General features: G+C 42.3%; 10 protein-coding genes. 1 reads left to right on the plus strand and 9 read right to left on the minus strand.

Features of this window, described 5'->3' with window-relative positions; translation table 11 throughout:
* Positions 1-66 precede the first annotated feature (66 nt).
* The 9 genes from ACFI6G_RS03010 to ACFI6G_RS03050 form a co-directional block, all read right to left on the minus strand.
* Positions 67-615 carry a cell division protein ZapC gene (locus ACFI6G_RS03010; protein WP_016767709.1) on the minus strand — a complete coding sequence of 183 codons (549 nt, stop codon included), beginning with the start codon at positions 613-615 and terminating at the stop codon, positions 67-69.
* Positions 616-819: 204 nt separating this feature from the next.
* Entirely contained in the window at positions 820-1,830 is a 1,011-nt protein-coding gene (gene pyrD / locus ACFI6G_RS03015; RefSeq protein ID WP_016789214.1) for a quinone-dependent dihydroorotate dehydrogenase, read from the minus strand.
* Between the two features lie 307 nt (positions 1,831-2,137).
* Positions 2,138-6,979, minus strand: a complete 4,842-nt coding sequence (locus ACFI6G_RS03020; RefSeq protein ID WP_016783652.1) for an NAD-glutamate dehydrogenase — start codon at positions 6,977-6,979, stop codon at positions 2,138-2,140.
* A gap of 228 nt (positions 6,980-7,207) precedes the next feature.
* Positions 7,208-7,426, minus strand: a complete 219-nt coding sequence (locus ACFI6G_RS03025) for a DUF2835 domain-containing protein (RefSeq protein ID WP_010440766.1) — start codon at positions 7,424-7,426, stop codon at positions 7,208-7,210.
* A gap of 243 nt (positions 7,427-7,669) precedes the next feature.
* A complete protein-coding gene (gene pepN / locus ACFI6G_RS03030) occupies positions 7,670-10,276 on the minus strand; it encodes an aminopeptidase N (protein WP_016791435.1) in 2,607 nt (868 codons plus the stop codon).
* Between the two features lie 217 nt (positions 10,277-10,493).
* Complete coding sequence (locus ACFI6G_RS03035) at positions 10,494-11,177, minus strand: hypothetical protein (RefSeq protein WP_010440762.1); 684 nt, start codon at positions 11,175-11,177, stop codon at positions 10,494-10,496.
* A gap of 273 nt (positions 11,178-11,450) precedes the next feature.
* On the minus strand, positions 11,451-13,445 hold the full coding sequence (gene prc / locus ACFI6G_RS03040) for a carboxy terminal-processing peptidase (RefSeq protein WP_016767706.1): 1,995 nt from the start codon (positions 13,443-13,445) through the stop codon (positions 11,451-11,453).
* 17 nt (positions 13,446-13,462) lie between these two features.
* Positions 13,463-14,086 carry an RNA chaperone ProQ gene (gene proQ, locus ACFI6G_RS03045; RefSeq protein ID WP_010440758.1) on the minus strand — a complete coding sequence of 208 codons (624 nt, stop codon included), beginning with the start codon at positions 14,084-14,086 and terminating at the stop codon, positions 13,463-13,465.
* A 97-nt stretch (positions 14,087-14,183) separates the two neighbouring features.
* Positions 14,184-14,675: a GAF domain-containing protein gene (locus ACFI6G_RS03050; RefSeq protein WP_010440756.1), complete on the minus strand. Its 492-nt coding sequence runs from the start codon at positions 14,673-14,675 to the stop codon at positions 14,184-14,186.
* Between the two features lie 89 nt (positions 14,676-14,764).
* Here ACFI6G_RS03050 and ACFI6G_RS03055 point away from each other — a divergent pair, with 89 nt between their 5' ends.
* Positions 14,765-16,561, plus strand: a complete 1,797-nt coding sequence (locus tag ACFI6G_RS03055; protein WP_016790398.1) for an ABC transporter ATP-binding protein — start codon at positions 14,765-14,767, stop codon at positions 16,559-16,561.
* Positions 16,562-16,589: the final 28 nt, after the last annotated feature.

Here is a 16,589-nt window from a genome sequence, read left to right on the forward strand (position 1 = left end):
TTCTGAGGAAGGTTTTGTGAATTGTGCGCTGTAATATGTGCTAGAAATAATGCTCTAGATTGGAGCTTAACCGACCATCGCTATGTGGCCGTGATGAAGAATAGCGTTCGCGTTTACCATTCTGTCATGCATCACCTTAATAGAGTCACCAAATCGAAGTCCTTTTGAAGGGGTAAGTAAGAACTCTTCTAGGTCTACAAAAGCACATAGGCTCGCACACTCTCCCACTTCTAGTACGATGAAGTAACCTAAGCTATGCTCGTTACTCATTTGTACTATGTCCCCTTCTTGAGGGTGTTCATGGCCTGTACCTTGTGAGTCGAAAAACCAACTCTTAGGCTGCACAGGCTTGTGGAAGCGCTTTGCTGCCACACAATAAAGTGCAAGTTCAGCTTGACGAGGCTCAGACAGTTCTAAGCCAGAAATTTGTTCTTTGAAGGTTTGGTATGAGGATGCGTCATCAACGGTGAATTCATTATCTCTAAACGCGCAGTCCACCAGCTTATTGCGGACCAGATTCGTTTTGAAAATCATATCCTCTCCGAGGCTTAGCATTAATGAACATTGCTGCTCATCGTAATACCAATTCCATGTATCGCTAGGTTTAAGCATCATTTCGTCTCACACTGTTGAACCATTCCATTAGGTAAAACGCAAAATTACCTTCAATTACAGTAATTTTACTGAGCAATAGGCAAAAAAAAAGAGGAAATGAATTCCTCTTTCTTATCGCTTTTCTCTACAACTCATTGAGTTACAGTGTCTCTTTTAGTAAGACGATACCGGATTATAGCCTTTGACTACGATCGATTTTACGAACTATAGATTTTTGACAATATCGCCTACAAGACCTGGGCCTTTATAGATAAAGCCAGAATAAACTTGGACAAGTTTAGCACCTGCCATCATTTTCTCTTTTGCTGCGACATAAGAGTCAATGCCACCTACCCCAATGATCGGCAGTTTGTCACCAAGTTCTTCGTGAAGTTTACGAACCACTTCTGTACTACGAGATTGAACTGGACGCCCACTAAGGCCACCCGCTTCATCGCAATGCTTCATGCCTTCAACAATTGAACGATCCAACGTCGTGTTGGTTGCGATCACACCATCAATCTCATTTTTGACCAATGATTCACAAATTTGTTTAATCTCGTCGTCGCTTAGATCCGGAGCAATCTTAAGAGCAAGAGGAACATACTTGCCATGCTTCTCCTCCAGTTCAGATTGTTTCGCTTTAAGTTCAGACAACAGATCGTCTAGAGCTTCACCGTATTGCAGAGAACGAAGTCCAGGAGTATTTGGTGAAGAGATATTCACAGCAATGTAACCCGCGTATTGATATACCTTCTCCATACAAATCAGGTAATCTTCTGCGCCCTTTTCAATTGGTGTGTCTTTGTTCTTGCCGATATTGATACCTAAGATGCCGTCGTAGTTTGACTTCTTAACGTTATCAATCAGATTGTCGACGCCTAGGTTATTGAAGCCCATGCGGTTGATGATACCTTCAGCCTCAACAAGACGGAATAAACGAGGTTTGTCGTTACCCGCTTGTGGACGAGGAGTAACAGTCCCGACTTCAACGAAACCAAAACCCATTGCGCCAAATGCATCAATACATTCGCCGTTTTTATCTAGGCCAGCAGCAAGGCCAACTGGGTTTTTAAAAGTAAGACCCATGCATTCTACAGGTCGGTGAGGTAACTGTTGGCGATACAAAAGATCAATAGGTGTGCCTGTGAAGCGTTTGAAATTTTGAATTGCAAGATCATGTGCCTTTTCGGCATCAAGTTGGAAAAAGCCAGTTCTGGCTAGACGGTAAAGCATTGTGCCTCCGATAGAAAAAAGCCCCGTGTAAACGGGGCGATATTATTTACTTATTTACTCAACTATTCAATCTATTACTGTCTGTAGGGGTAAGATAATCGAGTTTGTTAGCGAATGAGGTTCTTTATTAAGCAAACGATACCGTTTCTATAAACACTCGCTGAGTTTGAGTATCATTCACCCTACTACTTCACTTTGTTCCCTTTAACCTAAGCATAATCACTCAATCAAATGAGTAGTTCGACTTTTCCAAACAAAAAAGGCAGGCCTTATGGCCTGCCTTTGTATTATCGTCTTTATCTAATCGCTAATCTTTAGACATGCAATTAAGATTTAACAGCATCAATTCACGCAATGCCACTGAGAACTTAGCAAACTCGTGAACCGAACCTACTTTGAATTCGTTCAAGATACTTTCCCAGCGATGTAGAGAAACAGAGTTATTTTCCATCCAATCATCAAGCGCTTTAATCACATCGATGTCCGAAGCACAACCACAGTTGAGTACTTGGCCAGTTAACTGACGTTGTTGCCAATCCAGATCTTCTCTGAATGCTGCACGCGCCAGTGCTTGCCAGTTGTTGTCTACAGCTTGGCCATTGATTTGCTTCAAGAACCAGTGCAATGACAAACGGTCGCCAAGGTTGAAGTAAAGCTTAGACGCTTGTTGTACTGTTTTACCGGTTTCACGAGCTACTGTGGATATATCCAGCGCTGAGTATAAGCTAGACAAACGTGCGACTGAATTAGCCAGTTCTGCATTCACGCCCTGGTCAATCCACACTTGAGCCATTGCTTGATGCTCTTCTACTTCTGAAGCCACAAGATTTTCATCCAGATTCTCAGTTATCGTAACTACATCACCTTGGTATAACTCAATCAATGCATTCACCGATTGCTTACCTGTACGATTTCTTAGCAACCAACGAGCGAGTCGACGAAGAGTACGGCGTACATGGTAAAGCAACTCGTATTGAGCTTCAGAGCTTGAGATGTTATCGAGTTCACGAATACTCTTAAGCACCTGACCTAAACCGTAGATTTCGCGAGATGCTGCGTAAGCATTAGCGATATCTACAATATTTGCGCCCGTCTCTTCTTGCAAGCGAGTCACAAAATTGCATCCCATTTCGTTAACCATTTGGTTAGCGAGTGCAGTCGCAATGATTTCTGCACGCAATGGATGGTTATCCATATGCTGAGAGTAGTTACGACGTAACGCAGTTGGAAAGTATTGCATCAACTGTCGAGCATGGAACTCATCATTCGCAATATCATCACTCACAAGATCTTCTTTAAGTACCATTTTACCGTAAGCAACAAGTACAGAAAGCTCTGGTCTTGTTAGGCCTTGACCCTGCTTTTCGCGCTCAAGCAATGTTTCGTCATCTGGGATATATTCCAAACCACGATCCAAGTACCCTGCTTTTTCCATTGTGTGAATAAAGCGGATTTGCTCTTTGACTAAGCCAACACCTTGGTGCTCAGTAACCGAAATAGATTCGGCTTGGCAGTATGCGTCGTCTAGTACGATTTCGCCTACTTCGTCTTCCATAGACTCAAGAACTTGGTTACGTTGTTTGACGGTTAGATCACCATTAGACACCAAACCATTCAAGAAGATCTTAATGTTAACTTCGTTATCCGAGCAGTCTACACCACCAACGTTATCAACGAAGTCAGTATTAACTCGACCGCCCGTTAGAGCGTATTCAATACGACCCAATTGAGTCATACCCAAGTTCCCACCTTCGCCAACAACCTTGGCCTTTAGGTCGCGACCATCGATACGTAGAACGTCATTTGCACGGTCACCTACATCAGTATGAGTCTCGCTTGAAGACTTAACATAAGTACCAATACCACCGTTCCAAAGTAGATCAACGTTCATAGACAGGATCGCTTTGATCAAGTCATTTGGTGCCATTGATGCTTTCTTCGTGCCCAGCATTTTCTGTATTTCAGGTGTCAGAGAGATAGACTTCGCTCGGCGAGAGAAGATGCCACCACCTTGAGAAATCAGGTCTTTATTATAATCTTCCCAGCTTGAGCGAGGTAGATTAAATAGACGATCACGCTCTACCCAGCTTGACGCTGATTCTGGGTTAGGATCAATGAAGATGTGCATGTGGTTAAACGCAGCTTGTAAACGGATGTGCTTAGATAACAGCATGCCGTTACCAAACACGTCACCAGCCATATCACCAACACCTATCGCAGTGAAGTCTGTGGTTTGACAGTTAATACCCATCTCACGGAAGTGACGCTTAACCGATTCCCAACCACCTTTTGCTGTAATCCCCATGGCTTTATGGTCATAACCATTAGAACCACCCGATGCAAACGCGTCTCCTAGCCAGAAGTTGTACTCTGCAGCAACTGAGTTAGCCAGATCTGAGAATGTCGCGGTACCTTTATCCGCAGCAACAACTAAATATGGATCGTCTTCATCATGACGAACGACGCTCTTAGGTGGGATAACCTCACCCTCGATGATGTTGTCTGATACGTCGAGTAATGCACGGATGAAGCGCTTATAACAACGTTGACCTTCAGCGAAGATTTCATCACGGCCAGACATCATATGCTGACGCTTACAAACGAAACCACCTTTTGCACCAACGGGCACAATCACCGTATTCTTAACTTGCTGTGCTTTAACTAGGCCTAGAATCTCCGTACGGAAATCCTCTTGACGGTCTGACCAACGTAAACCACCACGCGCAACTTTGCCGCCACGTAGATGCACACCTTCAATGTCCGGTGCGTAAACGAAAATCTCAAATACAGGAACCGGTGCCGGGATATCTGGAATCTCACTTGGTCTCATTTTCAGAGCCAACCAAGGCTTAGATTGCTTATTTTCATCTACTTGGTAGTAGTTAGTACGCAGCGTGGCAGTGATCATTTCCATGTAGCGACGAATGATACGATCATCATCCAAGCTTTCTACGTGATCCAACTGCTCAGTGATCTTCTTGATAAGATCTTGTTGGCCCTTCGCGCTACCCTTGAGTTTAGGATCAAAACGCTTGCCAAATAAGCTGACTAGACCTTTTGCTAAATCTGGGTAATGAGACAGTGTGTCTTCAATATATTGTTGACTGAATGGGAAGCCAACTTGGCGCATGTAGCGTGCATAAGCACGTAAAATTGAAATTTCACGACCAGAAAGACCCGCGCCTAGCACCAAGCGGTTGAAACCATCGCTGTCTAACTCGCCCGCCCAAATTGCCGCAAACGCTTGTTGGAAAAGATCACGAGCTTCACGAAGATCAATTGTCTTGTCACTCTTATGCAGCATTGAGAAATCCAAGATCCAATATGTCACACCATTGGTTTTACGGACTTCATATGGAGATTCACCGATAACGCGCAGGCCAAAATTTTCAAGCATTGGCATTACATCTGAAAGGTGGATTGGCTCATCACTGTGATAGAACAACTTCAAACGAACGGCTTTTGAATCCGCCGCTTCTTCTTGAGGACGGTAGAAAAGCATACCCAGTTTGTTGTCTACACTTAACGCTTCTAAACGTTCGATGTCAGCAACAGCTGAGCCTGGCATCATGTCCTCTTTGTACGAACGTGGGAATGCACGCATATACTCTTTCGACAATGGAAGGCCTTTGCTTTCACCAAAGTTTGCAATGATTGATTCAGAGAGACGGTCATCCCATGTAGACGATACTTCCATTAAATTTTGCTCAATTGTTTTCACGTCCACATCCATGTTGTTGTTATCAACACGAACAATATAATGCGTTCTCGCCAGTGGGCTTTCAGAGAAGTATGTTGTGAATTCCACTTCCTGCTCACAACCAAAGTACTGCTTCAAGATGCGTTGTGTTTGACGGCGAAGCTCAGTGTTGTAACGATCTTTTGTTACGTAAACCATACAACTAAAGAAACGGCCAAACGGGTCTTTGCGAACAAACAAGCGCAGAAGATCACGATCTTGCATTTGTACGACACCAGTGCCCACTTCGAGTAGCTCTTCTTCTCGAGCTTGAAGCAATTCATCTCGTGGGTAGTTTTCAAGAATATTGTGCAGTGCTTTGTAAGAATATGAACCCTCACGGTAACCACTCGCGTCTAAGATACGCTCTACTTTTTCACGAACTAGAGGAATACTTTCAACGGTTTGGTTATAAACGGCTGAAGTGTAAAGGCCTGTAAAGCGGTGCTCGCCAATGACCTTACCGTTCTTGTCGAATTTCTTAATGCCAATGTAGTCATTGTAAGCTGGGCGATGAATGCGAGAAGCCGTGTTACCTTTAGTTACGATAAGTACATAAGGTTTTTTCGCTTCTAGACGTGCCGAGTCAGAAAATTCAGACAGCTTAACATTGCGAACGCGATCTGAATTTGCGAACAAACCAAGGCCTTGCTCTTTAGTCGGTTGCAATTCAGTGTCGCCATTCACAGAAACAAGGTCATATTCCTTGTAGCCCATAAACGTAAAGTTGTGCTCACCTAACCAACGAAGAAATGCCAATGTTTCATCAAAGCGCTGGCTGTCGACAGGAATGGTATCTTTCTGCTCTTCAACTTGGTTAGTAACTTCTCCAAGTCTTTCTACCATTTTCAGCCAATCGTTAACAACAAGCCCAGTGTCGGTAAAAATATCCAGAAGTTCCGTTTTGAGTGCTGTCATTTCAGCTTTGCTGCTAAGACGGTCAACTTCGATATGGAAAAGCGATTGGAATGCACCTTCGTTATTGCTAACGCCGACAACACTGCCCTTATCAGAGCGAGATATTTGAGTTGGGTTGTGAAGCATAAGGTGAGAAGAAAGATCGAGACGGGTTAATGCCATTTTTACTGAATCAACCAGGAATGGGCTGTCTGGTACTACAATCTCTACGATTGTGTGAGTAGACTGCCAACCTTGACGACTTACTGTTGGGTTAAATACTCGAACAGAGATTTCGTCGGCTTTTTTTTCATTGATGTGATGCCATAAGCTAACTACAGCACCATATAAATCGGATTCGTTTCTCTGAGTCAAGTCGTCGTGAGAAACATTACTAAACAAGTGTTGAGCAAGTTGAGTTACGAGAGGTCGATGAGCAAGGTCAAGTTTGTCTTGAATCAGTTTGTAAACTTTTTCAAGTAAAACTGGAACCACAGTTTCACGTGCGGTCATAGTCACACTCCACAATTAGAATTATATTTTATTATTAGGGGGATCACTTAATCTGGTGTTTGAAACTCGCTGTTGAGCGCTTTTCTACTAACGAGTTAAGTAAAGGTAATGCATTCATTTATTGTAAAAGCATTATTGAAAAATAGTTAATTGTTTTGGAGGTGGTAGGAGGTGAAATGTTTGATTATGTGATTAAGATTCCTTTTAACTCACTAGGCATGCCAAGCTTTACAGAGCTTCTAACTTAATAAACTTATTTTTTTGGTCAGTTGTCAGTCTAAACCGCCCTCTAACACCTATTTGTGTAAGAAATGGTCTGAATCGAGTTGCAGGTAACTGTAGACGTAAACCTGTCGTTGTTATCACTTGAACTTTGCTTGCCGCCCCAGAATAACTCACCAAGAATTGCTGATACGAAATGTTAAGTTGGAAAATATAGTGATTCATACGATACCTGTATAAATATACAGTGCCGGTATTTTTTGGCACAAATGGGTTAAAATTAGCAAAGTGTTAGCGCTTATAGCTATGTTCGCACATGCCTATGTTCGTATATGTCTATGGTCCATATACTATGTTTAAGATTTAAAACGACATTTAGGCTTCTAACAAACTGAATAGCATTGAAAGCAAAAAATCAGTGACAGATTCCTCTGTCACTGATTTAGTTTACCTGTTTTATCGCTTAACTTAAGCCTCTAGTGCTTTATTCACTTTTTCAAACAGATCTTTAGCTAAGTTATCCATGTTCTTGAGCGTCTCAAGTTCTTTTATGATCAAAGCTTGACGCTCATCGTCGTATTTACGGAACTTAAGCAGTGGGTCTATTAAACGCGACGCCACTTGCGGGTTGCTGCTGTTAAGCTCGCGTAAGATTTCACCAGCAAACGCATAACCTTGACCTGACTTGTCATGAAATTGAACCGGGTTCATATTTAGGAATGAGCCAACCAAATTACGGGTACGGTTCGGGTTCTTCAAACTGAACGCTTGGTGCGACATCGACGCTTTGATCACGTCAAGCGCGCTTGCACTTGGGTTTGTACCTTGCAAGGCAAACCATTTGTCCATAACAAGGCCATCGCGTTTCCACTTGTCACTGTAATCTGCCATCAAGGTTTCACGACATGCTAGCTGTGCACTGTTGGCCGCCCCCATTGCAGCCATAGTATCTGTCATGTTGTTTGCCTGTTGATACATAGTCACAACCAAATCATTACCCTGTTCAGTATGTGCTAAGTAACTTAGGCAAACTTTACGCAGAGTACGCTTACCAATCGAATCATGATCAATTGTGTATTCAGTTAATGCATGACTGTGATAAACCGCAGACAGTTCATCTTCCAACTCTTTCGCTAATGTCACTTTCATCGCATTTAATACCGACGCAACTGCATCGATATCGACGCGATCATACCAACCAGAAACTTCGTTGTGACTTGGCAATGAAAGCATCTCTGCAATAAATGCAGGCTCCAATGAGTCACTAAGCAGTACTCCACGGAACGCATCTACAACAGAAATTGAAAGTTCAAACTCTTCACCTTGTTGAACTCTTTCAACGTTACTGCGGATGTACTTAGCCAGTAGCATTTGACCCGCATCCCAACGAGAAAACTCGTTGCGAGCATTAACCATCAAGAAGATCAGCTCTTCATCTGAGTAATCGTACTGAAGTTTCACTGGTGCAGAGAATTCACGAAGTAATGATGGGATCGGTTGCTCAGAAACGTTTTCAAACACGAAAGTCTGTTCCGCCTCTTTCACATCTAGCACATTGTGAACTGACCTTCCGTTACGTTGTAACTCAATCACATTACCCGTAGCTGTGTACAGTTCTATATCAAAAGGAATATGTAGAGCTTGCTTTTCCGTTTGCTCATGAGTTGGAGCCGTTACTTGGCGAGTTGTTAACGTGTACTGTTTCTTCTCTGCATCGTAATGGCTTTCAACCGAAAGTGTCGGCGTACCTGATTGGCTATACCATAAACGGAACTGAGACAGATCAACACCCGACGCATCTTCCATTGCCGCTACGAAGTCTTCACACGTTGCTGCCGTGCCATCGTGACGTTCAAAGTACAACTTCATGCCTTTTTGGAAACCTTCCTCACCCAACAATGTGTGGATCATTCGGATCACTTCACTGCCCTTTTCGTATACCGTTAATGTGTAGAAGTTATTCATTTCTATCACTTTTTCTGGGCGAATTGGGTGAGACATTGGACTCGCATCTTCAGCGAATTGTGGCCCGCGGATAATACGAACATTGTTGATACGATTTACTGCGCGAGAGCCAAGATCAGAAGAGAACTCCTGGTCACGGAACACCGTTAAACCTTCTTTCAAGCTTAACTGGAACCAATCACGACAAGTAACTCGGTTACCCGTCCAGTTATGGAAGTATTCGTGACCGATTACAGCTTCAATACCTAGGTAGTCTGTATCTGTTGCTGTTTGGTCATTAGCTAAAACGAACTTAGAGTTGAATACGTTCAAGCCTTTGTTTTCCATCGCACCCATATTGAAGAAATCAACGGCTACGATCATGTAGATGTCTAAGTCATACTCAAGATTGAAACGCTCTTCGTCCCACTTCATGGAGTTAATCAAAGAAACCATCGCGTGGTTTGCGCGGTCTAGATTGCCTTTGTCGACAAAGATTTCCAAATCAACATTACGACCAGATTTTGTGGTGTATGCGTCACGAAGTACATCGAAGTCACCCGCAACTAAAGCAAACAAGTACGCTGGTTTTGGATGTGGGTCTTGCCATTTCACCCAGTGACGACCATTTTCAGCTTCGCCTTGATCTACTCGGTTACCGTTACTGAGTAAGAATGGATTCTCTGCTTTGTCCGCAATGACAGTTGTCGTGAACTTAGCCAGAACATCTGGGCGATCCATGTAGTAAGTAATACGACGGAAACCTTCAGCTTCACATTGAGTGCAGAAAGCACCACCCGATTTGTATAGGCCTTCAAGCGCACTGTTCCCCTCAGGGTTCACCTCAGTCACGATGGTCAACGTAAAGTCTTTCGGTAAAGCGTTCAGAATAAGCTGAGTTTCAGATAGCTCGTACTGAGTCCACTCGTTACCTTCAACTACAACAGAAACCAGCTTCAAGCCTTCACCATCAAGTACTAAGGTCGAGCTATCTCTCTCTTGCTTAACACTAGACACCGCCGTAATGATGGATGCTGAATCGTACAAATCGAAAGTAAGGTCGATTTGAGAAATAGTGTGAGATGGTGATTGATAATCTTTACGATACTTGGCTTGAGGTGTATGTGCCATGACGGGTTCCTTTTGATCGTTATACGTAATTTTTCTTAACTGTATATATCTAAAGGTTGAACGCCAAGAACACAAGAGGAAAGTTAAAAAAAGAAGGCATTGTTGGAAAATGCCTCCATGTTTTGCTATTTTTTCAATCAAATCAGAAAGGAACGCCTAAGAAATGACCTGCACACCATATTATCAACGAACGGCGTTTTACAAATAAACCGAATACTTATCGAATACGATTGAGCACCGCAAACATATCTCCCTCTTCACCTTGAAGGGTCAACACATCGCTATTTAGTGTGTAACGCGTACCGTGTTCACCATTTTCATATAAGAGCACCAACTGATCACCCTCTGTGTAATAAACACCACGACGAACCACTTCACTGCCCACTTCATCGGATACTCGGAACATAAATACAAAGTCAGGTTGAAGTACTAAATCCATTTTTTGAATGTTACTTGCCCGCAAGTCACTACCTGAAAGTTCGGCACTTGACCAAATCCCAGCCAAGGCGTTTGGCAACGCTTTGGTAAACATAACACCATTAAGGTTCAGCATATTGTGATTACTGCTATAGGCGTAAACCTGAGGTTCTGAAGTATTCAAACCAAGGATGAGCGTATCTTCATTGGCGTTATACAAACCTTCCCAATGGTCAACGCTGTAGTCTTTCTTCTGAATATCAATGGTGAACGAGTAATTAGAATCAAGGGTCAATTTGATCGCCCTGAAATTTTCAGTGCCTTGATCTGGTTCCGGATTCATTAAATACCAATCACCAAGCAATAAAGGAAGATCAAAATGGGATAGATTACTGTCGCTTTTTGATTGTTGCGTGCTTGAAGCAACCTCGCTCCCAAAAGCAACAAAACTTACACAAGATAAAAATAGTAGAATCCATTTCATAAACGTCCCCTCGTTTTCTTTAAGCTTAGGCACGTAATGAATAGAAAGCGAAAAAATACGATCCAAGTCACTAAATTTTAAATGCGAAGTAACTTAAATGTCATTATTAAACGCAAAATAGAGCTAGGTACCCTGAATATTGGATGTGTTTTGCGTCGATCCCGACCGATACGGTCAAATATTTCTGTCAAATATTAGGTATAAAAAAAGCGAGCCTAAGCTCGCTTTTTAAATTATGTATCTTTAAACAATCACCTTTGATAGGTAACTGCTCTACTTTTTGATCATATCCAGCATGATAGCAACAGACTCATCAAGGTAAGCATCGGGAGCTTCGTAGTCTTTAGGAATATCATCCAACGTTTTAAAAGCTTCTTGCTTAGCAGCCTTTTGACGTTGATTAATACGTTCTAAGCGGAGTACATCTGCTTCATCGCTTTCTTGCTGACGAATCTTTTCATTAAGAGAAAGGTCGTTATCATCTTTATCTGCTTTATACTTTTCAATATCTTGTGCAATAAAGCCAAACTCCATGTCAGTCGCGATACGAGCTTGGTGTTGAGCGGTTAAAGCTGCAACTTTTTCATCGTTACGCTGTAACACTGAGTAATTCGCTTTATCGATACTATCCCAAGGCAGAGCGTTATCTTCAACACTTTCCCCAGTATCTGCCGGGTCAATTGGCGTTGGGTAAGCAATATCAGGCACTACACCTTTGTTTTGCGTACTGCCACCATTGATTCGGTAGAATTTCTGGATTGTGTATTGAACGTAACCCAACTCTTTATCGAACAAATCATAAATATGATTCAAAGAGCGATGCTGTTGCACCGTACCTTTACCGAAAGAGTTTTCACCCAAAATGATTGCACGACCGTAATCTTGCATCGCGGCTGCAAAGATTTCAGATGCTGAAGCACTATAGCGATTCACCAATACCGTCAACGGACCTTGGTAACTGATTTGACCATCAGTATCGCTGTTCACTTTGACACGACCGTAGCTATCACGAACCTGGACAACGGGGCCCTCTTTGATAAACAACCCAGAAAGTTCGGTTGCTTCAGTGAGTGCACCACCACCATTATTTCGAAGATCGACAATGATACCATCGACACCTTGCTCTTTAAGTTCGGTGATCAGTTTATCGGTATCTTTAGATAGACCAACATAGAAACTTGGTACTTCGAGTACACCAATCTTCTTGCCATCTTTCTCGATGACTTCTGATTTAACAGCTCGGTCTTCTAAACGAATCTTATCGCGTACAATTGTGACAACGTGACTTTTTGCATCTTTACCATCAGGCAAAATCTGTAGCTTAACTTTGGTCCCTTTCGGGCCTTTAATCAATTGCACTACATCGTCTAAACGCCAGCCGATAACATCTACTATCTCTTCGCCATCTTGACCAACACCAACAATACGATCGCCATCACTTAGTTGTTTGCTATTTGACGCTGGGCCACCAGCAACTAATGAGCGAATAATGGTGTAATCATCTGTCATCTGAAGCACAGCGCCAATACCTTCTAAAGATAGGTTCATCTCAGATTGGAATTGCTCTGCATTTCTTGGAGAAAGGTAACTGGTGTGCGGATCAACTTCACGCGCGAATGCGTTCATGTAGATTTGAAAAGCATCTTCATTGTGCGATTGCGTAATACGCTTCATCGCATTGTTGTAACGCTTTTCCAAAACTTCTTGAATCTCTGGCCACTCTTTACCAGTGAGTTTTAGATTCAACGCATCGTATTTAACGCGTTTTCTCCAAAGCTCATTCACTTCAGCGATATCTTTTGGCCATTCAGCTTCACTACGATTGAGTTCAATACTTTCATCGGTATCAAACTTAATCTCTGTATCAAGCAAAGACAATGCATATTGAAAACGTTCAAAACGCTTCTGCATAGACAAATTATAAACATCAAATGCAATCTGGTTATTGCCTGCTTTCAACTGATCATCAATTTGTATGGATGAAGCAGCGAAAGAGTCAATATCAGCTTGAGTGAAGATATTACGATTATAATCCAGCATCTCTAAGTAACGATTAAAGATAGCTTGAGAGAAATCATCGTTGAGATTGAAGTGTTTATAGTGAGAACGAGTAAATCGAGAAGTAACACGTTTACTAGCAGTTTCGTGTTGGACCTCAGGAGCGAGTAGAGGTAAATCGTCCTGATCTAATTTGGCTTCGAGAGCCTGAGCTGAAGCTGCTAGCCAAAAGCTAGCAGCAATCAGTGTCAATTTTGAACGGCATTTCATGCGTAGGAGTATCTCCTTTAAGCGCGCAAGTGCTCCGCTTTAACAACCATTTGTAGGCCGTTTGCTAACTGAACACGCACATCTTCCTTATTGATTTCAACAATGGTCGCAGCCATGTTTCCTTTACCCATGTTCACATTTACTTCGTTGCCAGCGACAAATTCGTCAGCGTTCAAAGCGCGTGTTTCAACAGGCTTTTCTACTTTTGGAGCTTTAGGCGCTTGACGACGAGGCTGTTGAGCTTTCTTCGCCTTAGGTTTCGCTTTGCCTTCTTCACGAGCTTTCTGTGCTTGTTCTTTACGACGAGCTTGCACTTTAGCTTTGCTTTCTGCAAGTGTAGCTTTAGCGTGCTCTACATGCTCTTCTTCTAATGTGCCACACGCGTTGCCGTCTAGGTCAACACGATCTGCGCCAGCTTTTACGCCGTGCAGGTAACGCCATGATGATGTGTACTGTCTTAACGCTGCACGAAGCTGAGTCTTACTGACTTTTTCGTCTTCATTTAGACGTTCAGCAAGATCTTGAAAAATACCAATTTTAAGTGGTTTTGCTTCACCTTCTAGAGTAAAGCATTTAGGGAAACATTCAGCAATATATGCGATAACTTCTTTGCTGTTTTTTAACTTTTCAGTGTTTTCCATGTGGGTTCCTGGTTTTTGCGGTTTTCCGCGAGCATTAAGAAAATATTTTTACGTATTATAGAGAGATGCTTGGGAAAAACCACAGTAAGAGAATAATTTATGCCTTGTTCGCGTGCGAATTAAGCAGCTTTTCCACTTCTGCCATGAAAAATGTCAATCCGTCTTCGTCTATTTGCGAAAAACGACCAACATTTGGGCTATCTATATCAAGAACGCCCGCTACTTTTCCGTCAATTGAGAACGGAATAACGATTTCTGAGTTACTCGCAGCATCACAAGCGATGTGACCTTCAAACTCATGAACATCATGAATGCGTTGAACTGTATTCGTCGCAACCGCAGTTCCACACACACCACGCCCTACAGGAATTCGCACACAAGCAGGTTGACCTTGAAAAGGACCAAGTACTAGTTCGTCTTTTTCCTTAGCTTGGTCTTGCTTTATTAAATAGAAACCCGCCCAGTTCAATTCATCCAATTCCATAAACAACAGTGAACTTATATTAGCTAGATTAGCAGTTAGATCGGTTTCTGATTCAATTAATGCAACAGCTTGTTTGGTTAAGCGTTGGTAATGTTCTATTTTCATATTAGCTTCCAATTAAATTGAGACTTCCATTATCAAGAGAACGCAGTAAAATGCGGCCATCAAGCTAAATAGGACTTATTCTCATTACAATGAACAATTCAGAAGACACTATTAGCCGTTCTTGGTTAATAACTCAAGTAAAAAAACACAAGTCCAAATTACTGTTTGCTAACATTATTGCCATTTTTGCAACTCTCATTAGTGTCCCTATCCCGTTGCTGATGCCACTAATGGTTGATGAAGTTTTACTTGATAAGCCGGCCTCTGGCTTAGAAATGATGAATCACCTGCTTCCATCATCGTTACAAACACCCACAGGTTACATTGCGCTAACTTTGCTGTTAGTCATCCTCATGCGAACGACCAGTCAAGCATTGAATATTCTGCAGGGACGTCAGTTTACGCTTGTATCCAAAACAATCACCTACCAAATGCGTAGTAAGATGATAGATAAGCTTGGGCGAATCAGTATTCGACAATACGAGACCAAAGGCAGCGGAGGTATTAATGCTCACCTAATTACAGACATAGAGACCATTGATAAGTTCATTGGTTCTACCCTATCTAAATTTATCATCAGCTTTTTAACTGTGCTCGGAACGGCGATCGTTCTACTGTGGTTAGAATGGCGACTAGGTCTCTTTATCTTACTGGTCAATCCTGTTGTTATTTATTTTTCTCGTAAACTAGGCAGCAAGGTAAAACACCTTAAGAAGTATGAAAATCAGTCTTTCGAACGTTTTCAAAACCGCTTAGTAGAAACCTTAGATGGCATTTATCAGCTACGAGCAGCCAATAAAGAACGAATTTTCCTAGATGAACTTAAGGTCCAAGCGAACCAAGTAAGAATCGATGCCGACAAGTACGCATGGCAATCTGAAGCTGCAGGTCGTGTTTCATTTTTGCTGTTTTTACTAGGCTTCGAGCTTTTCCGTGCGGTTGCGATGCTAATGGTATTATTTAGTGACTTAACCATTGGTCAAATATTCGCGGTATTTGGTTACTTATGGTTCATGTTAGGTCCCGTCCAAGAATTGCTGGGAATTCAATTCTCTTGGTATAGCGCCAAAGCCGCATTGCAACGTATCAACGACTTACTTCAATTAGAAGAAGAAAAACGACCGATAAGTAAGATCAATCCGTTCAATGAAGATAAAGAAGTGACAGTAGACATAGACAACGTTACATTTTCTTACACATCAGAAAACACTGTTTTAAATAAACTATCGCTGCATATTCCAGCAGGTAAAAAAGTCGCTTTAGTCGGCGCTAGTGGTGGTGGAAAATCAACACTGATCCAGCTGCTCATTGGGGTTTATCAAGCAGATTCAGGTTGTATACGCTTTAACGGTGAAACCACCGATGACATTAGCTTTGACGTAATTCGAAGTCAAATTGCCGTTGTTTTACAACAACCTATACTCTTTAACGATACATTGAGGCATAATCTGACCCTTGGAGCCGAATACGATGACATGTCGTTATGGCGATCTCTAGAAGTTGCTCAAATGCAAGACGTGATCAAGCAACTGAGTAATGGTCTTGATACTCAAATAGGCCGAAATGGCGTTCGCTTATCTGGCGGTCAAAGACAACGCCTAGCCATTGCCCGCATGGTGTTGAGTAATCCGAAGTTTGTTATTCTTGATGAAGCAACATCGGCATTAGATACTGCAACAGAGGCGGCACTACACAAAGCATTAAGCGAATTTTTGAAAGATCGCACAACTTTGATTGTGGCTCATCGATTATCAGCGGTGAAACAGGCCGATCTAATCTATGTTTTAGAAGACGGGCAAGTGACACAAACGGGAACACATGGTGAATTGGTTGAACAGCAAGGACTATATCAAACACTCTATGGCAGTGTGCAATCGCACGCCTGATGTATGTTGTTCCGAGCGTTTAAGTGAG

It is taken from the genome of Vibrio sp. PSi01, from assembly GCF_054960695.1.